This is a genomic window from Faecalibacterium duncaniae (assembly GCF_010509575.1).
Lineage (GTDB): Bacteria > Bacillota > Clostridia > Oscillospirales > Ruminococcaceae > Faecalibacterium > Faecalibacterium duncaniae.
Map to the genome: position 1 here is coordinate 1,052,690 of NZ_CP048437.1, position 17,936 is coordinate 1,070,625.

A 17,936-nucleotide genomic window follows, 5' to 3' on the forward strand; every position below is an offset into this window, starting at 1 on the left:
GGAGAGGTTCTATCCCGCAAGCTGTTTGCATAACCTTCACCAGAAGGGGGAGAGGTGCATGGCAGAGCAGGCGGGGAACAGCGACCTCATCCTGGAGAACCGGGAAAAGCTGACGGTAACAGGGGTCAGGCGGGTACTGCAGTGCAATGCGGAGAGCGCCGCCATTGAAACAGCCCGGGGCGTGCTGCAGCTGGCCGGGGCACAGCTCAACGTGACCAGCCTCGACCTCGACAGCGGGGAAGTGAAGCTGACGGGCCGCATCGACACGGTGGAGTACACCGCCGCGCGCACCCCGGGCGGCTTTCTGTCCCGGCTGCTCCGCTGATGGCACCGGCCCTTGCGCCCGCACTCATCGGGCAGGAGGCGGCTGCCTGCGCCCTGCTGGGCCTTGTGCTGGGCAGCGTGCGCGCGGTGTTTCCGGTCAGGGGGCGGGCGGCGTTCCTGCCGGATATGGCCCTTGTGGGGGCTGTCCTGCTGGGGCTGCAGAGCTATGCCGCCGCCCTGAGCGCCGGGGGCGTGCTGCGGTGGTATATGCCGGGCAGCGCCTTTCTCTGTGCTTTTGGGGCCGAACGGCTTCTGCGGCCTGCCCTGCAGGCAATGGAACAGGGGCTGTTCTGGCTGGCGGCGGGGCCGCTCCGGCTGGCCCGGCGGGCATTGCAGCCGCTGGCAGCAGCCCGCAAAAACCGGGCGGAGCAGGCCAGAGCGCGCCGCGCGCAAAAAAGAAGCGCAAAAAAACCGAAAAAGAACTTGCCAAGCACACGGCGGTTGTTGTATAATTCTAACGTATCAAAGTAAGAGTACAGGCGTTTCGGGCCTGCTGAGCACAGGAGGCGCTGAAAAATGGCAAATACCACCCGGAAAAAGCGCAGACGCAGCCCGTTTGTGCGGACGATCCTTCGTCTTTTCTTCATTCTGCTGCTGTTGAGTATGCTGGTGGCCTACATCTCCAATCAGGTGTCCATCAGTTCCCGGCGTGCGGAATTGCAGACGCTGAGCGAGCAGATCGAACAGCAAAAGACCCAGAACGAGGAGATGAAGCGCATCCTCAGCGGCGATGCTGACGATGTGACCGAGTGGGTCGCCCGGGATTCTTACAACTACGCAGCCCCCAACGAGCGCATCTTTGTGGATGTGACCGGCAACTGAGGGCACACCCCGCCGGGCAGCTCTGCGGACAGACCCGGTGCCCCCACAAAAAGAGAGCAAGGAGTATTGAGTTTTGGCAATTGAGGTAGGGAACGTACTGGAAGGCCGTGTGACCGGCGTAAAGCCCTTTGGCGCGTTTGTTGCGCTGCCTGAGGGCAAATCGGGCATGGTCCACATTTCCGAGGTGTCCAATGAATATGTGCAGGATATCAACACGGTGCTGCACGACGGCGATGCTGTGAAGGTGCAGGTCATCAACATTGCACCGGACGGCAAGATCGCGCTGTCCATCAAGCGGCTGCTGTCGCCGGCACCCCGTCAGCCGCGCAGTGACCGTGGGCCCCGGCCCGGCGGCCCGCGCCAGAACAGCCCCCGCGAGGGCGGCCATTTCGGCAATTCCCGCGGCGGCGGACGGCCCCCTCGTGAGGGCGGGCGCGGCCCTGCCCGGGACGCTGCACCCCGTGTGTGGCAGCCCAAGGCCCCGGCCAAGAGCGATAACCTGAGCTTTGAGGATATGATGAGCCGCTTCAAGAGCCAGAGCGAGGAAAAGATGGCCGACCTCGACCACGAGACCAACAACCGCCGCGGCGGCGGTTATGCACCGCGCTCCCGCCGCGGCCGCTGAGCCATAGAACGAACCTGGCCTGCCCCAGCGGGGCGGGCCTGTTTTTTGGTGGTGCGGCAACGCCCACGGACAAGAAAGGAACCAGAATGCCTGCAAAATTTGAACTGATCGCACCCTGCTTCTTTGGCTGCGAGGCAACTGCGAAATTTGAGCTGACCCGCATCGGGGCCGAGAACATCCGGGTAGGGGATGGCCGCCTGACCTTTGCGGGCGGGCCGGAGATGATCGCTGCCGCCAACCTGAACCTGCGCACGGTGGAGCGCGTGATGCTGCTCCTCAACACCTACCCCGCTTCCACCTTCGATGAGCTGTTTGACGGCGTGTACAGCATCCCCTGGGAAGAGCTGCTGCCCGCCGATGCCGCCTTCCCTGTGACCGGCTCTTCCCTGAACAGCCAGCTCACCAGTGTGCCTGCCTGCCAGAGCATCATCAAAAAGGCTGTGGTCAAGCGCCTGATGAACAAGCATCATACCTCTGTTTTGCCCGAGACCGGCGCGGAGTACAAGATCCGTTTCATGCTGCGCAAGAATGTCTGCGAGATCATGCTGGATACCACCGGCGAGGGCCTGCACAAGCGCGGCTACCGCCGCAACGCCATGGAGGCCCCCATCCGTGAGACGCTGGCCGCGACCATTGCCGACCTGGGCCGTGTCCGCCGCGACAGTCTGGTGGAAGATCCCTTCTGCGGCAGCGGTACTCTGCTGATCGAAGCCGCCCAGAAGGCCATGAATATTGCCCCCGGCCTCAAGCGCCGCTTTGCCGCCGAGCGTTACAGCTTTGTACCCGCTTCCCTCTGGGCCGAGCAGCGCCAGAAAGCGCTGGCAGAGTCCAAGCTGGATGTGGGCTTTGAAGCCTTTGGCTACGATATCGACCCCGCCGCCGTGGCACTGGCCAATGCCAACGCAAAGCTGGCCGGTGTGGAAAAGCGCTGCCATTTTGAGGTGGCCGATGTCGCTGACTTTGCGGCAAAGCCCGAAGCCATCGTTCTGACCAATCCCCCGTACGGCGAGCGGATGAACACCATCGAGGGTGCCGCCAAGCTGGCCCGCACCCTGGGCCGGCAGATGGCCGAGCATCCCTGCGCGGGCCTGTACGCCATCACTGCCGATATGGAGTTTGAGAGCCACTACGGCAAGCGCGCCAACAAGCGCCGCAAGATGTACAACGGTATGATCCCCTGCCAGCTGTATATGTACTATGAGGCCCCCAAGTTTGAGCACAAGGCAAAGCCGATGCCCAAGCAGGGCTTTGACGGGAAGCGTACCGTTGAGTTCAAGAAAAAGTAAACAGGAGAACAAAAAGACATGGACGGTCGGATGCGGCCTTATCTTCCGGAGCTTACCATCCGGGATTATAATATCTACCAATGGTACCTGCGGGGCGTGCAGTATCAGCTGAACACGACCTACGGGCTCTACTCGTGCAGTCTGCTGCAGCACAACGGGGTTCTGTTTGCACTGCTGTCAGACAGCCTGGCCGGGCGGGAGGCGACCTGCAAAAAGGTGCGCCTGCCCTGGACGCTCTGCTGGAGGCCGATGATGTGCCAGACCCAGGGCATCCGGCTGGCCGCGCAGGTGGAGGTGCTGCTGGGCTGGCATAAGCTGCAGGACCGCCGCAGTGACGAGCTGCCCTTCAAACAGCGGGTGAAGCGCACCATCGACCGCATCCTGCTCCGCCGCGCCTATGAAAAGGCCGTGCGGGAGAACCCCGCGCTGGAGCGGCTGTTTGAACAGGAGCAGGAGCAGGCGATCGTTCAGATGAACCTGAACGCCAAGAACTACACCGAGGTTGCCGAGCCTATGAGCAACATCTACGGCGCGCTCTACTCCACGCTTGCCACCGATGAGAACAGCCAGCGCAAGAGTATGCGCTATATCGGCAGCTGCATCGGGCGGGTGTTCTACCTGCTGGATAAGGCGGGCCGTGTGGCCGATGACAAGCGGGCCGAGCGGTACAATGTGTATCTGGTCAATGGTGTCGAGGACCCCGGTGCTGCACTGGAAAATGCCCGGCGGCAGTCGCTGGCTGCGGCAAACGATCTGGTGCGCGCCTACGGGATGCTGGATGTCAAGCTGAACAAGAGCCTGATCGACAATATTATGATCCTGGGCCTGCGCCATGCGGTGGAGCCGCTGGACCCGGAGAACCAGCCCGTGCGCTGGGAGCTGCCGTGAAGGCCCGCAAGAGCTGGGCGATGGCCTACTGCGGCATGGCGGCTGCCCTGAGCGTGGCCCTGATGCTGCTGGGGGCCGTGGTGCCGGTGCTGATGTTCATTGCCCCGGCGGTGGCCAGCCTGCTCATCGCTACGGTCTGCGTGGAGTGCGGCAGGACCATGGCCCTGACAGCCTACGGAGCGGTGAGCCTGCTCAGCCTGCTCTTTGTGCCGGATAAGGAGGTGGCGCTGGTCTTTGTGTTCCTGCTGGGGTATTACCCACTGGTCAAGCCCCGGTTTGAGCGCATCCGTCTGCCGCTGGTGCGGGTGCTGTGCAAGCTGCTGCTCTGCAACGGTGCCGTGCTGGCCATGTACGGGCTGGTGCTGCTGCTGGTGCCTGCGGGCAGCATTTCGCAGGAGCTGAAGACCACCGCGCTGGTGGTCTCGCTGGCCACCCTTGCCATGGGCAACGTGGCTTTTCTGCTGTATGACCGGGCGCTCCACAACCTGCTGCAGGTGTATCAGCTGGTGTGGCGGCCGAAACTGCATAAGATGCTGGGAAAAAGATAATGGGTCAAACCCCTCAGGCGGGCTTACGCCCGCCAGCCCCCCTAATAGTGGGGTCTTTGGCATTTCGTAAAGTTTCCCTATATACACAAACTGTATTGCTCTGCCAAGGCCGCCCCTAGTAGGGGCGGTGTCATCCCGAAGGGATGACGGTGGGGTTTAATAGCAGGGCTTTGTCTAAGAGGATTCTAATTGAGAGGAGTGATGTCTACCACCAGTTGACACAAAGCGCCGGGCCACACGGGTGACAGCCGTGAGGGTGACGAGGAGAGGAATCATCGAAAAATTCGGCGGATGTTTCTCCGGCTGACCATGGGCTATACCAGCCGCAGAGAGGGGCAAAAATCGGCAGTGATACCGTAACAGATCCCCTCAAAGAAAGCCATACAAGAACATAAACTGTTACAGGAGGCTGACAGCTGTGCTGCGCGCGTTTTTTGCGCCGGGCTGTCGGCATGGAGGTGTTTTGTATGTGTGGCATTGTTGGTTATGTTGGAAAACGGAACGCACAGGATGTTTTGCTGGATGGTCTGGAAAAGCTGGAGTACCGCGGCTATGATTCCGCCGGTGTGGCGCTGGCTTTGGAGGGCGGCATCCGGGTGGTCAAGAGCAAGGGCCGTCTGGCGGAGCTGCGCAAGCGGCTGGCGGTGGAGGCCCTGGCCCGGAGCGGCTGCGGCATCGGCCACACCCGGTGGGCGACCCACGGGGAGCCCAGCGATGTGAACAGCCACCCGCATTCCACGCCCCGGGTGAGCATCGTCCACAACGGCATCATCGAGAACTATGGTGTGCTGAAGGAGCGGCTCGTGGCCAAGGGCTATACCTTTGAGAGCGAGACCGACACCGAGGTCCTGGTCAAGCTCATCGACAGCTGCTATGAGGGGGAGCCCCTCAAGGCTCTGCGCGCCGCTCTGGCCATGGTGCGGGGCAGCTATGCGCTGGCTGTCCTGTTCCGGGATTTCCCGGATACCCTGTTCGCGGTCAAGCGGGAGAGCCCGCTCATCGTGGGCTGGGGCGAAGAGGAAAACTTTATTGCGTCGGATATCCCGGCGCTGCTGAAATATACCCGCCGGTACAGCGTGCTGGAAGAGGGGGACATGGCGGTGGTGAACGCCGACGGCATCCGCTTCTACAATGAGTTCGCGGAGCCGGTGGAGCGGGAAGTTCTGACCGCCAACTGGGATCAGGAAGCCGCTGAAAAGGGCGGCTACCCGCACTTCATGCTGAAGGAGATCAACGAACAGCCTGCGGCCATCACGGCCACGGTGAGCCCCCGTGTGGAGAACGGTCTGCCCGACCTGCGCGTTCCTGAGCTGACGGATGAGCGGCTGCGCCGCATCGGCACGGTGCATCTGGTGGGCTGCGGCACGGCCATGCACGCGGGCATGGTGGGCAAGGCTGCCATTGAGGCGCTGGCCCGGGTGCCTGCACAGGTGGAGATCGCCAGCGAGTTCCGCTACCGGAACCCCATCCTGCGGCCGGAGGACCTGGTCATCATCATCAGCCAGTCGGGCGAGACCAGCGATACGCTGGCCGCCCTCAAGCTGGCCAAGAGCCGGGGCGTGCCGGTGCTGGCCATTGTGAACGTGGTGGGCAGCAGCATTGCCCGCGCGGCGGACTATGTCATGTACACCTATGCCGGTCCTGAGATCGCCGTGGCCTCTACCAAGGCCTACATGGTGCAGATGTGCGTGCTCTACCTGTTCGCCCTGCGGCTGGCTTACGCCCGGGGAATGCAGACCGATGCCGAGATCCGCCGCCTGACGGCAGAGCTGCTCCGGGCTGGGGAGGTCATCAAGCCCCGCCTGGCCGATTGTGAGCAGATCAAGTATCTGGCCAGCCGTTTCGTCAATACCCAGAGCTGCTTCTTCATCGGCCGCGGGTTCGACTATTCGCTCTCGCTGGAGGGCAGCCTGAAGCTGAAGGAAATCAGCTATGTCCACTCGGATGCTTATGCGGCGGGTGAACTCAAGCATGGCACCATCAGTCTGGTAACAGACGGCGTGCCGGTGATCGCTCTTGCCACCCAGAAGCAGGTCTACGAAAAGACCATCTCCAACGTCAAGGAGACCAAGAGCCGCGGCGCGAAGGTCCTGCTCTTCACCACCCGGGATGCCGTGGTGCCCGATGGCGTGGCCGACTATGTGGTGCGTCTGGATGACTACGATGACCTGCTGATGCCCCTGCAGCTCATCGTTCCGCTGCAGCTGTTTGCCTACTATATGGCTGTTCTGCGCGGCTGTGATGTGGATAAGCCCCGCAATCTCGCCAAGAGCGTGACCGTGGAATAATCGTAGAATCAGAAATCAAGCCTTGCCAAACCCGCCCGCTGGTGGTATACTATCTAGGTAACCGATGCTGGTGTGGCGCAATGGCAGCGCAACTGATTTGTAATCAGTGGGTTGCAGGTTCAACTCCTGTCACCAGCTCCAAAAAGACCTCAAAACGGAAAACGTTTTGGGGTCTTTTGCTGTTATAGAAAGTGCTTTTATTGCGGTAAAACGCAGGAAAATAGAGAACGACAGAAAAAGAGAAAATCCGTGGAAAAAGTAGTTGACAAATGCCACTTCAGATGATAAAATATACAGGCAGTCAGCGATGACTGCAAATAGAATATGGGCGTGTTCCCGAGTGGCCAATGGGGACAGACTGTAAATCTGCTGCTTTTCAGCTTCGGTGGTTCGAATCCACCCGCGCCCACCAAGAACTCCAGTATCCGAACCGGGTACTGGAGTTTCTGTTTTGTAATAACCTTCCCGGAGGCTAGGCGGGTGGATTCGAACAGCTGCGGCCCCGTCGCAGAAGAAGGGGCAAAAACAGCCCGGTGGGCTGTTTTTAGCAGCGCGGCTTGCGTAATCCACCCGCGCCCATAAAAAGACCGCCAGCGTAGAGATACGCTGGCGATTTTCTGTTTGCAGAAGGATTGAGTTTTCATGCGGGTGGGTTCGAACAGCTGCGGCCTGTGGTTTTTGGAGACAACTGCTCTGCCAACTGAGCGAATACGGCATGAAAAAAGCGCCCCTGCGCGGCTGGGCAAAGATGCTTACATTATTTGGTTGTTACGATCCCATTTCTTCATAGACAGGACACTTGAGACAAATTTGGTGGGCTATCTCCCAACTGCAAGGCGGCTTGTCGTCGCCCTTCAGGCAGAGAATGTCATCGCCAATATTGGAGACCTCGAAGCATAGTCCACAGTCGATTTTTCGATTGTAAATGGGACAAAACCATTCTTCGAGTTTTACATCGTCACTAATGCGGAATTCCATGCTTTTTGACCACCTCCATCAATTTCTTTCCGCCCTCGTCCAACGGGCCAATGCTGGATACGTTTCCGTCCTGCCCAACGGCAACAAAGCCAAGCTCGGAATAATAACAGGTTTGAGTGCCATTGCGCTGAGACATTGCAACCTTGGAAGAACGAATGATGCATTCTGTATCCATCGGTCCCATGCCACGCTCTGCCCAGTACTACAAAACGTACGTGCTTGCAAAGTTCAAAACGTTGGGCGCTGGCGGGGATTCGATAAGCTTACCTCTGGTCTTTATTGTACCAGTTTCCCGCATCTGCTGCAACTCTGTATTGGCTGCATCGAAACGTTTTTGTTTACGGGCAATGAAGCCAACCTTACTGCTGGCACTGCTACCAAACCCTGCCACGTTGGTGCGGGCGCTGTCGGCTCTGCCGTCGGCCTTGGCATGGAGCTGGCGGCACGGCGCGGAAAACACTGCAGGTGTTAAATCAGATAACGGTTTCGTTTGAGATCGGGGGTGTCACTGGCCCGCCTGCATGGCGAGCGGTGCACCCCTGATCTTTTTGCCGGAACAAAAAAGAAAAGCACCGTACTTCCTACGAAGTACAGTGCTTTTTTGGTGGAGAATAGCGGGATCGAACCGCTGACCTCTTGCATGCCATGCAAGCGCTCTCCCAGCTGAGCTAATCCCCCACATATTCGGTTGGTGTCTTGCGACGTGAGTTATTATACCAGCCGGGCGGGCGGTTGTCAACACCCAATTTGAAAAAGTTTGCAAAAACAAAAAAGCCCTGCCGGGCACAGAGCCGGGCAGGGCGCGGAACAAAGTGAGGATGGGTTAGGCCTTTGCGTGCTGGCGGTCAAAGATCTGCGGAGCCACACGGCAGAGCAGAACGGCGGCCACCATGGTCAGCAGGGTCTCAGGCAGCATGTAGCTGCCGTTGTACACCAGGCTGTAAGTCCAGGCAGACAGGCCTTCGTTCAGGTTGCCCCAGACCAGCACACCGGACAGGAAGCTGCACATAAAGCGCAGGAAGCCTGCCATAAAGGTGCCCACGGCCACGCCGACCATCCGGTTCTTGAAGGGGCGGGCAAAGAACTCGGCAGTGCCCAGCGCCATAAAGGCCACCAGATAGTCCAGCAGGACTTCACCCAGGAAATACAGGAAGGTCGGGGTCGGGGGTGCCCAGAAGCCCAGCAGCATCTGCAGGCAGCCGTTGACAAAGCCGGTGAACAGGCCCCACTTCACGCCGTGGCGGAAGGAGACCAGCACAAAGGGCAGCATGCTCAGCAGGGTAACGCTGCCGCCGTTGGGCAGGGTGAAGAACTTGATGTTGCTCAGCACGGTGCCAATGGCGATCATCAGGGCGCACTCCACAAGAATGCGGGTCTTGGAATAGGTTTTTGACATGGGAGATTCCTCTTCTCAGATAATAGTACACAAAAACAAATGCACCCGCACAAAAAGGCAGGCGCATGGGCTTCGTTTGTGAAGAGGGTGGACCTTTCCGCAAACTACCTACGCCGGCATTACCCGGATCAGGTTCGAGGGTACTCCGCTCAGGTGCGGATCTCAGCTTTTCAGCGCCCCTGTTTTTATGTCCAGCTCCCAGTATAGCGGCCAGCGCCCAAATGTCAAGCCCCGGCGGGCATATTGGCGGCTGATGGCTCATATTTTTTAGGGAGACCGCAAACAGGGGAGGCGTGACCGGATGAACGTGGAGCCGGAGCAGCGTGCGGCGCTGCTGGGAGAGTACATTGCAGAGCACAGTGCCACGGTGCGGGCAGCCGCCCGGGCGTTCGGGTGCAGCAAATCAACGGTGCACAAGGACGTATCCACCCGCCTGCGGGCCGTGGATGCGGCCCTGTTTGCCCGGGTGCAGGCCGTGCTGGCCCGCAACAAGGCCGAGCGCCATCTGCGGGGCGGGGCGGCGACCAGACGCAAATACAAAAAGTAGGAGAGCGGTGCAGGGAGGCCTGTGCCGCTCTCCTGTTTATTTGTGCCGGAACTGCTCCAGCGCGGCCTTTTCCAGCCGGGAGACCTGCGCCTGGCTGATGCCGATCTCCCGCGCCACCTCCATCTGGGTCTCGCCCTTGAGGTAGCGCAGCTCCATGATCCGCTTTTCGCGCGGGGTCAGCCCGGCCACGGTCTGCCGGAACTCCAACCCACTGATCCAGCTGTCCTCGCTGTCCGGGTCGCGCACCTGATCGATGACATACATGGCATCGCCGCCATCGGTGTAAAGGGGCTCTTCCAGGCTGATGGGCTCCACCACTGATTCCAGCGCCGCGTTCACCTCCCGGCGGGAAAGTCCTGCCTGCCGGGCTACCTCGTCCACGGTGGGCTCCCGGCCCAGCTGCTTTTCCAGCGCCTCCCGGGCCTGCATGGCCTTGTAGGCGGCATCGCGCAGGCTGCGGCTGACCCGCAGGGCGTTGTTGTCCCGCAGGAAGCGCCGGATCTCCCCGATGATCATGGGCACGCCGTAGGTGGAAAACCGCACCGGCTGGGCCGGGTCAAAGTTGTCGATGGCCTTGATGAGCCCGATGCACCCCACCTGAAACAGGTCGTCCAGATTCTCCCCCCGCTGCGCGAACCGCTGCACCACGCTCAGGACAAGCCGCAGGTTGCCCTCGATCATAGCCTGCCGGGCGGCGGCATCGCCTGCCCGCGCCCGGGTGAGCAGCTGCCGCTTTTCCGCTTCGGAAAGCACCGGCAGCTGGGCCGTGTCCACCCCGCATAATTCCACTTTGTTGTACATCCCCCGAACCTCCGGTTACGTTGATACCGGAAGTATGGTCACGGAACGTGCGGGGAATACGAGGAACTTTTTGGAGACTAAACCCCTCAGTCACGCTTTGCGTGACAGCCCCCCTAATAGTGGGGCCCTTGGCAGTACCCATAAAGTTACCCATTATGCCAAAGCCGCCCCTATTAGGGGCGGTGGCATCCCGCAGGGATGTCGGTGGGGTTACTCCCGCTCCAGCACCTCTTTTAGCTGACGGATGATCCGCTTTTCCAGCCGGGAGATGTAGCTTTGGCTGATGCCAAGGGCATCGGCGGCTTCCTTCTGGGTGTGCTCCACGCCGTCTACAAGGCCGAAGCGCAGCTCCATGATCTGCCGCTCCCGGGGGGCCAGCTGCTCCACGGAGCGCCGGAGGGTGGCGCGCTCGGCGGCCTGCTCCAATTGCAGGCCCACAAGGTTTTCGTCGCTGCCCAGCACGTCCGAGAGCAGTAGCTCGTTGCCGTCGCCGTCGGTGTTCAGGGGCTCATCGATGCTGGCCTCCTGCCGTCGGTTGGAGCTTTTGCGCAGGTACATCAGGATCTCGTTGCCGATGCACCGGCTGGCGTAGGTGGCCAGCTTGATGTTCCGCGCGGGTGTAAAGGTGTTCACCGCCTTGATCAGCCCGATGGTGCCAATGGAGATCATGTCCTCCTGCGGCACGCCGCTGTTCTCGTACTTTTTGGCAAGGTAGACCACCAGACGCAGGTTGTGGGTGATGAGGTCATCGCGCGCGGCGGCATCCCCCGCCATCATCCGGGTCAGCAGGGCCTTTTCCTGCTCCGGTGTCAGCGGCGGCGGCAGGCTGGGCCCGCCGTTGATGTAGTGGGCGGCGGAAGGGGCCAGCAGAAAGCAATAAAGACGGCAAAGAAGTGAAAGCAGATGATGCAAGGGCGGTTCCTCCTTTGTGAAGCCCTCTCGCGAAGAGGAGAGGTTCTGGTTTTGACAAGGGCTCCTTACTAGCGGGGGCTGAGCCGTAAGCAGCAGCTGGGGTCAAACCCCACCGTCATCCCTACGGGATGCCACCGCCCCTAGTAGGGGCGGCCTTGGCAAAGAGGATAGGCTTTGCGCCATGCCAAGGGCCCCCCTAATAGCGGGGGCTGTCGCCGCAGGCGACTGGGGGGTTGAGCCGTAAGCTCTGCCTTTCACCTGTTAGGCAACGACGACCGCCGCCAGTGGCGGAAACAGGGAGAGGTTGTATGGAAGTGCAGCCTACCCATGCGCCAGGCTGCTGACGGTTTCGCTCCCCACCAGCACTTCCCACCCATCAGGCGGCGGGGGGAGGTCGGTGAAGGCGGCATAGAGGTGCTCGGCCCTGCCCTGCCCGGCGGGGGAGCCGGTGCAGCACAGGCTGGCCGGGACGGCCGGCAGGATACAGTGCCCGGCCACGGTGGTGCAGGGAACAAGGCGCACCCCCAGCGCCGGGTCGGGCAGGGGAGCGGCCCCGGCAAAGTGCTGCTCCAGATAAGTACCCAGGGCGGGCGGCAGGCGGCTCTGCACGGCACCGAACCGCACCAGCACCACCGTTCGGCCCGAAAGCGGCTCCTGCACCGAAAAGCCGGTGTCGCAGAAGGCCCGGACATCCAGCGCTGTGTCTGCCACGGTGAGCCGGGCGGGGAATACCTGCCCGCCGCCCCGGCCCAGAAAGCGGAGCACCCCCTGCACAGCCAGCACCACCCCGCCCGCGCCCGCCAGCAGTGCCCCCGGCGAGAGGGGCAGGTAGATGCAGCCGTTGTTGGTCTGGGCTCCGGGCAGGAGCAGCGCCCCCGCCAGCAGCAGATTTCCCGCGCAGAACCACCCCACAAGTCGGGCAAAGCATCTGCTCCCCGGCCAGCCGTAGGCAGCGGCCACCGTGAGGGCAGCGGTTGACACTTTATATAAGAGCGCGGCAGCGTCCGGCGCTTCCGGGGCCAGCAGGGCCAACGAGGAAGCTGCCCCCGCCGCCCCGCCCAACAGCAGCCGCCCGGCCCGGCACTCCACCCCGGCCAGCAGCCCCGCCGCCAGCAGGAACAGCAGCGTGAGCGCAAAATTCGTCAGCAGCAGGACATCGAGGTAGATCACAGTCTTGATGGGCGGCACCTTCTTTCTGGTAGAGATCAGTGTAGCAGAAGGTGGGGGAGAAAGAGGGCGAAGGAGAGGCTTTGCTTTTGCATAAAACCTCTCAGTCGCGGGCTTTGCCGCGACAGCTCCCCTAGTAGGGGAGCCCTTGGCATACCGTCGCGTTTTCGGGGGCTGGCGCTTCGCTCCTGTTTGCCCTGCTGGCGCAAAGTCTTTCCCTTGCGGCAGATGATGATTTTGGAGCCGAAGGCGAATCAATCGAAAAACGAATCTCCTGCCAAGGCCTCCCCTACTAGGGGAGGTGGCATCGAGCGTTAGCGATGATGACGGAGAGGTTGTATGGGAGGGACAGCCTGACCTTTCGCTGCTGCAAGGCTTTGACTGAGAGGGTTGAGCCCTTTTGAAAAACATTTTTCACAAATTTCCAAAAAAGGCTTGCAAAAGGGAGCGGGAAGAGTTATAATACATCTCGCAGTCAATTGTGCGCTGCGGAATTGCGTTTTGAAAGATGTGCCTCTTTAGCTCAGTCGGTTAGAGCACCTGACTGTTAATCAGGGTGTCGCCTGTTCGAGTCAGGCAAGAGGCGCCATTAGGCGGCGAGGGCAACTTCGCCGCTTGTTTTTTAACCGGGTGTTGTAACCAATCTGAGACTTTTTTCACAAAATCTTCAAAATTAATGGTTTCTTAAAAAATGTCCTCTTGAAGATGCTGTCAGATTGTGGTATACTACACCCAAACCTTGGAACAGTTTTTAAACGTTCTGTGGTGATTGACTCAGATCAAAGGGTAGGCGCTCCCTTCTTTTGATAGCAGCGGACTTCTGCTTTGCCCTGGTTCTCCGCAGGGCAGGGCAAAGCAGAAGGCTATGCGCTGTTAAACCGGAGTGCAAAAAGAAAACCTTTTTCATTTGTCAGACCTACGGTCAAAACAACAGCAAACTGGGGCTTGTGCAAACAGACCGGGTGTGCTAGAATAAAAGCCGTAGTTTTGAAATAGACACAGTACATTGAAAAAGAGATCGTTTGCTTTTGGTTGTCGGTCTCTTGTAAAGGAAACATCGTATGCGTTATACCTATGTGCGGCAGCACGATTCTACGGACTGCGCGGCCGCTTCGCTCGCAATGGTGTGCCTCCATTACAAAAAGGAAATCACCATCACCCGCCTGCGGGATATGATGGGAACCGACATGAAAGGCACGAACCTCGTTGGCCTGCAGAAAGCAGCCAATGAGTTGGGCTTCAGCACGGCGGCTGTCCGTGTTGACCGCGAAAACTTTTTAAGCGATTTCACACTGCCCGCAATTGCGCAGGTCATTACCGACCAGGGCCTGACCCACTTTGTGGTCATCTTCAAAAAGACGACCATCAAGGAGGACGATGCCCGCCGCAAGCATGTGGTGCAGGAAGAAGAACGCAAGGCTGATGCAAGCAAAAAGTACAAATGCAAGGATTACGTCGTCATCGGCGACCCTGCAAATGAACTGAAAAAGATCAGTCTGGATGAGTTCTATAAAAACTTCACCGGCGTGCTGCTGCTGCTGAACCCCACAGCGGAGTTCAAGGGCGGCACCGGCAAGCACAAGGTGGAGGGCAAAGAGGAAGCCAAGGCAGCCCGCAACAACATGTTGAAGCGGTACATGGATCTGCTGCTTCCCCAGAAAAAGCTGTTTGCTTACGCTATTCTCAGTTCAGTGATCCTGACACTGATCGGCATCGTGTCCACCGTCTTTAATAAGGCGATCATGGACGAGGTGCTGCCTTATGGGCTGAAAAGTCTGCTCATATCGCTCATTGTCGTGTTCAGTGTGGTCAACCTGACCAGCACGCTGCTCTCGACTGTGAGACAGTGGATCCTGATCTTTCTTTCCATTAAAATCGATATCCCGTTGATGCTGGGCTACTTCGAGCATGTGTACAAACTGCCGATGAAGTTCTTTGCATCCCGTAAGACCGGCGAGATCACCACCCGCTATTCCGATGCAGGCACCATCAAATCGGTGCTGACCAGCATTGCAATGAGCGTGGTCATGGACATTGTGATGGCCGTGGGTACAGGCTTTGTCCTGTTCCGGATGAACTCCTCGCTGTTCTCCATTACCCTGTTTACCACCGTTCTGAGCCTGCTGCTCGTCATCATCTTCAAGCAGCCCTACAAGCGGATTAATGAAGAGACGATGGTGCAGTCGGCCGTTCTGAACAGCCAGATGATCGAGAGCCTGCGCGGCATCGAGACCATCAAGTGCAACGCCTGCGAGGATCGCGAGCTGGAAGCCCTTGAGCGTGAATACATCAAGAGCTTGAAAATCAGCCTGCGTTCCAGCAAGATCAGCACCGGCCAGAGCCTGATCTCCAGCGTGATCATGACCGTGTTGAACATGGTCACCACCTATGTGGGCATCACGCAGGTGCTGAATGGCCAGCTGACGCTGGGCGGCTACATGGCGTTCAGCACCCTTTCGGGTTACTTTACTTCTCCGGTGAGCGAGCTCATCAGTATGCAGATGTCCATTCAGGAGGCTTCCATCTCCATGAAGCGCCTGACGGAAATCATGGATTATGAATCCGAGCAGGACGATGACCGCGAGTACACCGAGATGGAGAGCATGGAGGGCGACATTGAGTTCAAGGATGTCACCTTCCGGTATGGCAACCGCACCCCGGCACTGGACCACATCTCCTTCACCATCCCGCAAGGCAAGAAGGTGGCGCTGGTTGGTTCCTCGGGTTCCGGCAAGTCCACCATCACCAAGCTCCTGCTCAAGTATTACGAGCCGGAGAGTGGCACCATCAGCGTGAATGGCGTTGATCTGGACGAGTACAGCAATGCATCCGTCCGCCGCTGCATTTCCTATGTCCCGCAGAACGTTGAGCTGTTCAGCAAGACGATCTTCGAGAATATCCGCATCTCCCGCCCCGAGGCTACCCTCGATCAGGTACGGGAGGCGGCCAAGAAGGCCGACGCACACGAGTTCATCCGCAAGCTGCCGCTGCAGTACAACACCTATCTGGAGGAAGCCGGCAACGGCCTGTCCGGTGGTGAGAAGCAGCGCATTGCACTGGCCCGTGCGTTCCTGAAGGATTCGAGCCTTTACATCTTTGATGAATCGACCTCCAGCCTGGACTTTGGCACAGAGAATACCATCTTTGATATGATCTATAACCAGCTGGCTGACCGTTCGATGCTGATCGTGGCACACCGCCTTTCCACCATCCGTGACTGTGACCTGATCCTGGTCATGGATCACGGCCAGATCGTGGAGCGCGGCACCCATGACGAGCTGCTGGCAAGGCAGGGCAAGTATTACGAGCTCTGGAACCTGCAGCAGGGCATCTTCCGCCGCAAGAAGGAAGAGCCTGCACCCGTTGCCCCCGCGGCAGTTGTTGAAGAAGACGACGATGGCGAGGCAATGACCTATTAAGTTGCAGCCGAGTGCGCACTCGGTTACATAAATGATCTTTGGATGGATGCGCAGCCGGAAAAAGATCGCCAAAATAAGTTTTTTCATTCATTTGAAGGGAGTAATTCATTATGATGATGCCTGCAAACTACTCTGTTATCGCAGAGAACGAAATGACCTACGTCAACGGTGGCGCTAACTTCATCGACGCTATCGGCGCTGTTACCGCTCCTATCTGGACTCTGGACAACGTTAAGACCTTCAACACCAACATCGTGACTCTGGTTGGCAACACCTTCCTGCAGTCCACCATTAACCGCACCATCGGTGTCCTGTTCAGCGGCAACACCACCTGGAAGGAAGTCGGCAACATCGGCAAGAACCTGTTCGGCACCAATGTTAAGGGCAACCCGATCGAGAAGAACAACTTTGGTGACTATGCTATGAACGCTCTGGGCATTGCTGCTGCTGTCTACAACCTGGGCGTGGCTCCCACCAAGAACACCGTCAAGGAGACTGAGGTTAAGTTCACTGTCTAATTAGACGTGATCTGAAATTATGAAGCGTTGAGGAAACTGCACCGCCCTACTTGTTAGCGCGGGGCAGACAACAATGCCTCGTTATGGTGTGCCAGGAGGCGTGTGCCTCCTGGCACACCTTATTTTTATGTTGCTTATCGCGTTGCGGTAGGCAATTGTGTGTGGGAAAAAATCCGGCCTGCGGGGGTCAAACCTCTCAGCCGTCGCTATCGCTCGGCAGCTCCCCTAGTAGGGGAGCCCTTGGCATAACGCTGCGTTTTCGGGAGTGAGCGCTTCGCTACTGCCTGCCCTGCTGGCGCAAGGCAAAATGAGGTGTCGCTTATGTCCATCACCAACCTGCCCTATGACCCGCGGATGCGTGAACGTGTGCAGGAACTGCGTCATAAAATGACACCCATGGAGAAAAAGCTGTGGTATTCGTTTTTGCGCACATATCCAGTGAAAATGTACAAACAAAGGCCAATTCGTACATTTGTGGCGGATTTTTATTGCCCTTTGGCAAGATTGGTTATTGAACTTGACGGCTCACAGCATTATACTGAACAGGGAATGCAATATGATATGGAACGCAGTGCTGTGTTTGAACAGTACGGCGTGCAGGTGTTGCGTTTCCGAAATCAGGATGTGAGTGCACATTTTGAAATGGTGTGTGAGCAAATTCACGAAGCTGTTGTGAAACGTTTAGAGGAATTGGAGCGGGGCAAGGAGGGTTGAACCTTCCGGTTTGTACTGTGGTCGGCTTTGCTGATGTTTTGCCTTGCGGCAGAAGATGCCTTTGGAGCCGCAGGCGATTTTTGCGAAAAATGAATCTTCTGCCAAGGCCTCCCCTATTAGGGGAGGTGGCATCAAGCGAAGCGATGATGACGAAGAGGTTTGATCTTCAGATGCCGTATTCCTGAATTGCCATTTTCCCCCAGACAATTGCTTATTGCAAACAAAAAAGAAACAGGTGGACATTATTATGAGAGAGATCCAAGTTGCAGAAAACAAGACCCTGAAGCTGACCAACGTTCTGGCACGCAAGATCGATGCCAGCGAGCTGGGCAACCTGGGCGTGATCCTGACCCAGATGCAGAACTTTATCAAGAGCCACAGCGCCATGCCGGTTGGCCCTGTGATCCAGTGTGTCAAGTTTACCTCCGGCCCCAACCCGGAGCCGCAGATCTATTTTATGATGCAGGTCAACCAGCTCATCCCCCGCCTGGAGCCGGGCTACGAGCAGGACGCTGTGCTGCGGGTGAAGGGCTGCCTGTACGCCCACTTCACCGGCCCCATGGACCACAGCAGCCTTGCCAGCCAGAAGCTGAACATCTATGCCTACGAGCACGAGATCGAGCTGACCGGCACCACCTACAGCATCTACGTCAATCAGGACAGCGAAAACGGTGTCATGGACGTTTTTATGGAGACGAAGTAA

18 protein-coding genes, 4 tRNA genes and 1 riboswitch are annotated in these 17,936 nt (G+C 58.6%); of the genes, 17 read left to right on the forward strand and 5 right to left on the reverse strand.

The annotated features are described in order from the left end of the window. Nucleotides 1-58 precede the first annotated feature (58 nt). The 11 genes from GXM22_RS05035 (at nucleotide 59) to GXM22_RS05085 (ending at nucleotide 8,253) form a co-directional block, all read left to right on the forward strand. Nucleotides 59-325 carry a YabP/YqfC family sporulation protein gene (locus tag GXM22_RS05035; RefSeq protein ID WP_005933464.1) on the forward strand — a complete coding sequence of 89 codons (267 nt, stop codon included), beginning with the start codon at nucleotides 59-61 and terminating at the stop codon, nucleotides 323-325. Then, entirely contained in the window at nucleotides 325-795 is a 471-nt protein-coding gene (locus tag GXM22_RS05040) for a hypothetical protein (protein ID WP_099357221.1), read from the forward strand. Before GXM22_RS05035 ends, GXM22_RS05040 begins: the two co-directional genes overlap by 1 nt. A gap of 45 nt (nucleotides 796-840) precedes the next feature. Further along, nucleotides 841-1,146: a septum formation initiator family protein gene (locus tag GXM22_RS05045; RefSeq protein WP_035393978.1), complete on the forward strand. Its 306-nt coding sequence runs from the start codon at nucleotides 841-843 to the stop codon at nucleotides 1,144-1,146. 73 nt (nucleotides 1,147-1,219) lie between these two features. After that, nucleotides 1,220-1,771, forward strand: coding sequence for a S1 RNA-binding domain-containing protein (locus GXM22_RS05050; RefSeq protein WP_099357220.1), 552 nt, complete (start codon nucleotides 1,220-1,222; stop codon nucleotides 1,769-1,771). Nucleotides 1,772-1,857: 86 nt separating this feature from the next. Continuing rightward, entirely contained in the window at nucleotides 1,858-3,057 is a 1,200-nt protein-coding gene (locus GXM22_RS05055) for a THUMP domain-containing class I SAM-dependent RNA methyltransferase (RefSeq protein ID WP_005932117.1), read from the forward strand. 18 nt (nucleotides 3,058-3,075) lie between these two features. Further along, nucleotides 3,076-3,945, forward strand: a complete 870-nt coding sequence (locus GXM22_RS05060) for a DUF5685 family protein (RefSeq protein WP_005932119.1) — start codon at nucleotides 3,076-3,078, stop codon at nucleotides 3,943-3,945. Then, entirely contained in the window at nucleotides 3,942-4,493 is a 552-nt protein-coding gene (locus tag GXM22_RS05065; RefSeq protein ID WP_005932121.1) for a hypothetical protein, read from the forward strand. Before GXM22_RS05060 ends, GXM22_RS05065 begins: the two co-directional genes overlap by 4 nt. Nucleotides 4,494-4,960: 467 nt before the next feature. After that, nucleotides 4,961-6,781: a glutamine--fructose-6-phosphate transaminase (isomerizing) gene (gene glmS, locus GXM22_RS05070; RefSeq protein ID WP_187115627.1), complete on the forward strand. Its 1,821-nt coding sequence runs from the start codon at nucleotides 4,961-4,963 to the stop codon at nucleotides 6,779-6,781. 66 nt (nucleotides 6,782-6,847) lie between these two features. Continuing rightward, a tRNA-Thr gene (locus tag GXM22_RS05075) sits at nucleotides 6,848-6,922 on the forward strand. A gap of 185 nt (nucleotides 6,923-7,107) precedes the next feature. Further along, nucleotides 7,108-7,193, forward strand: a tRNA-Tyr gene (locus GXM22_RS05080). Nucleotides 7,194-7,914: 721 nt separating this feature from the next. Then, entirely contained in the window at nucleotides 7,915-8,253 is a 339-nt protein-coding gene (locus GXM22_RS05085) for a hypothetical protein (RefSeq protein WP_147585098.1), read from the forward strand. A 108-nt stretch (nucleotides 8,254-8,361) separates the two neighbouring features. Here the strand turns inward: GXM22_RS05085 and GXM22_RS05090 are convergent. Together GXM22_RS05090 and thiT are read right to left on the reverse strand one after the other, a co-directional pair. Next, nucleotides 8,362-8,437: transfer RNA gene (locus GXM22_RS05090), tRNA-Ala, on the reverse strand. A gap of 145 nt (nucleotides 8,438-8,582) precedes the next feature. After that, entirely contained in the window at nucleotides 8,583-9,155 is a 573-nt protein-coding gene (gene thiT, locus GXM22_RS05095) for an energy-coupled thiamine transporter ThiT (protein ID WP_005932129.1), read from the reverse strand. Between the two features lie 88 nt (nucleotides 9,156-9,243). Continuing rightward, a riboswitch (TPP riboswitch) is annotated at nucleotides 9,244-9,346 on the reverse strand. 110 nt (nucleotides 9,347-9,456) lie between these two features. On the opposite strand from thiT, the gene GXM22_RS05100 reads away from it, so the two are divergent. Then, a complete protein-coding gene (locus GXM22_RS05100; RefSeq protein WP_005932131.1) occupies nucleotides 9,457-9,702 on the forward strand; it encodes a sporulation transcriptional regulator SpoIIID in 246 nt (81 codons plus the stop codon). Nucleotides 9,703-9,738: 36 nt separating this feature from the next. Here GXM22_RS05100 and sigG read toward each other — a convergent pair whose 3' ends face one another. The 3 genes from sigG to GXM22_RS05115 all read right to left on the reverse strand — a co-directional run bounded on the left by sigG (nucleotide 9,739) and on the right by GXM22_RS05115 (nucleotide 12,603). Further along, nucleotides 9,739-10,503, reverse strand: coding sequence for an RNA polymerase sporulation sigma factor SigG (gene sigG / locus GXM22_RS05105; RefSeq protein WP_005932133.1), 765 nt, complete (start codon nucleotides 10,501-10,503; stop codon nucleotides 9,739-9,741). A 210-nt stretch (nucleotides 10,504-10,713) separates the two neighbouring features. Next, on the reverse strand, nucleotides 10,714-11,406 hold the full coding sequence (locus GXM22_RS05110; RefSeq protein ID WP_187115630.1) for a sigma-70 family RNA polymerase sigma factor: 693 nt from the start codon (nucleotides 11,404-11,406) through the stop codon (nucleotides 10,714-10,716). Nucleotides 11,407-11,736: 330 nt separating this feature from the next. Continuing rightward, nucleotides 11,737-12,603 (reverse strand): sigma-E processing peptidase SpoIIGA, encoded by an 867-nt coding sequence (locus tag GXM22_RS05115; RefSeq protein WP_005932139.1) that lies wholly within the window; start codon nucleotides 12,601-12,603, stop codon nucleotides 11,737-11,739. A gap of 491 nt (nucleotides 12,604-13,094) precedes the next feature. Between GXM22_RS05115 and GXM22_RS05120 the strand changes: the two genes are divergently transcribed. From GXM22_RS05120 to GXM22_RS05140, 5 genes are all read left to right on the forward strand, one after another. Beyond that, nucleotides 13,095-13,171 (forward strand) — tRNA-Asn (locus GXM22_RS05120). Nucleotides 13,172-13,643: 472 nt separating this feature from the next. Beyond that, a complete protein-coding gene (locus GXM22_RS05125) occupies nucleotides 13,644-16,001 on the forward strand; it encodes a peptidase domain-containing ABC transporter (protein WP_005932148.1) in 2,358 nt (785 codons plus the stop codon). Nucleotides 16,002-16,111: 110 nt separating this feature from the next. Continuing rightward, nucleotides 16,112-16,519 carry a microbial anti-inflammatory protein gene (locus GXM22_RS05130; RefSeq protein ID WP_005932151.1) on the forward strand — a complete coding sequence of 136 codons (408 nt, stop codon included), beginning with the start codon at nucleotides 16,112-16,114 and terminating at the stop codon, nucleotides 16,517-16,519. Between the two features lie 321 nt (nucleotides 16,520-16,840). Then, nucleotides 16,841-17,233, forward strand: coding sequence for an endonuclease domain-containing protein (locus tag GXM22_RS05135; RefSeq protein ID WP_005932154.1), 393 nt, complete (start codon nucleotides 16,841-16,843; stop codon nucleotides 17,231-17,233). 247 nt (nucleotides 17,234-17,480) lie between these two features. Next, on the forward strand, nucleotides 17,481-17,936 hold the full coding sequence (locus tag GXM22_RS05140; protein ID WP_035393983.1) for a GyrI-like domain-containing protein: 456 nt from the start codon (nucleotides 17,481-17,483) through the stop codon (nucleotides 17,934-17,936).

Excerpts from the sequence above, each read along its gene's own strand:
- GXM22_RS05035 (WP_005933464.1), top strand. The coding sequence starts at position 59 with ATGGCAGAGCAGGCGGGGAACAGCGACCTCATCCTGGAGAACCGGGAA.
- GXM22_RS05040 (WP_099357221.1), top strand. The coding sequence starts at position 325 with ATGGCACCGGCCCTTGCGCCCGCACTCATCGGGCAGGAGGCGGCTGCC.
- GXM22_RS05045 (WP_035393978.1), top strand. The coding sequence starts at position 841 with ATGGCAAATACCACCCGGAAAAAGCGCAGACGCAGCCCGTTTGTGCGG.
- GXM22_RS05055 (WP_005932117.1), top strand. The coding sequence starts at position 1,858 with ATGCCTGCAAAATTTGAACTGATCGCACCCTGCTTCTTTGGCTGCGAG.
- GXM22_RS05060 (WP_005932119.1), top strand. The coding sequence starts at position 3,076 with ATGGACGGTCGGATGCGGCCTTATCTTCCGGAGCTTACCATCCGGGAT.
- glmS (WP_187115627.1), top strand. The coding sequence starts at position 4,961 with ATGTGTGGCATTGTTGGTTATGTTGGAAAACGGAACGCACAGGATGTT.
- GXM22_RS05085 (WP_147585098.1), top strand. The coding sequence starts at position 7,915 with ATGATGCATTCTGTATCCATCGGTCCCATGCCACGCTCTGCCCAGTAC.
- thiT (WP_005932129.1), bottom strand. The coding sequence starts at position 9,155 with ATGTCAAAAACCTATTCCAAGACCCGCATTCTTGTGGAGTGCGCCCTG.
- GXM22_RS05100 (WP_005932131.1), top strand. The coding sequence starts at position 9,457 with ATGAACGTGGAGCCGGAGCAGCGTGCGGCGCTGCTGGGAGAGTACATT.
- sigG (WP_005932133.1), bottom strand. The coding sequence starts at position 10,503 with ATGTACAACAAAGTGGAATTATGCGGGGTGGACACGGCCCAGCTGCCG.
- GXM22_RS05125 (WP_005932148.1), top strand. The coding sequence starts at position 13,644 with ATGCGTTATACCTATGTGCGGCAGCACGATTCTACGGACTGCGCGGCC.
- GXM22_RS05130 (WP_005932151.1), top strand. The coding sequence starts at position 16,112 with ATGATGATGCCTGCAAACTACTCTGTTATCGCAGAGAACGAAATGACC.
- GXM22_RS05135 (WP_005932154.1), top strand. The coding sequence starts at position 16,841 with ATGTCCATCACCAACCTGCCCTATGACCCGCGGATGCGTGAACGTGTG.
- GXM22_RS05140 (WP_035393983.1), top strand. The coding sequence starts at position 17,481 with ATGAGAGAGATCCAAGTTGCAGAAAACAAGACCCTGAAGCTGACCAAC.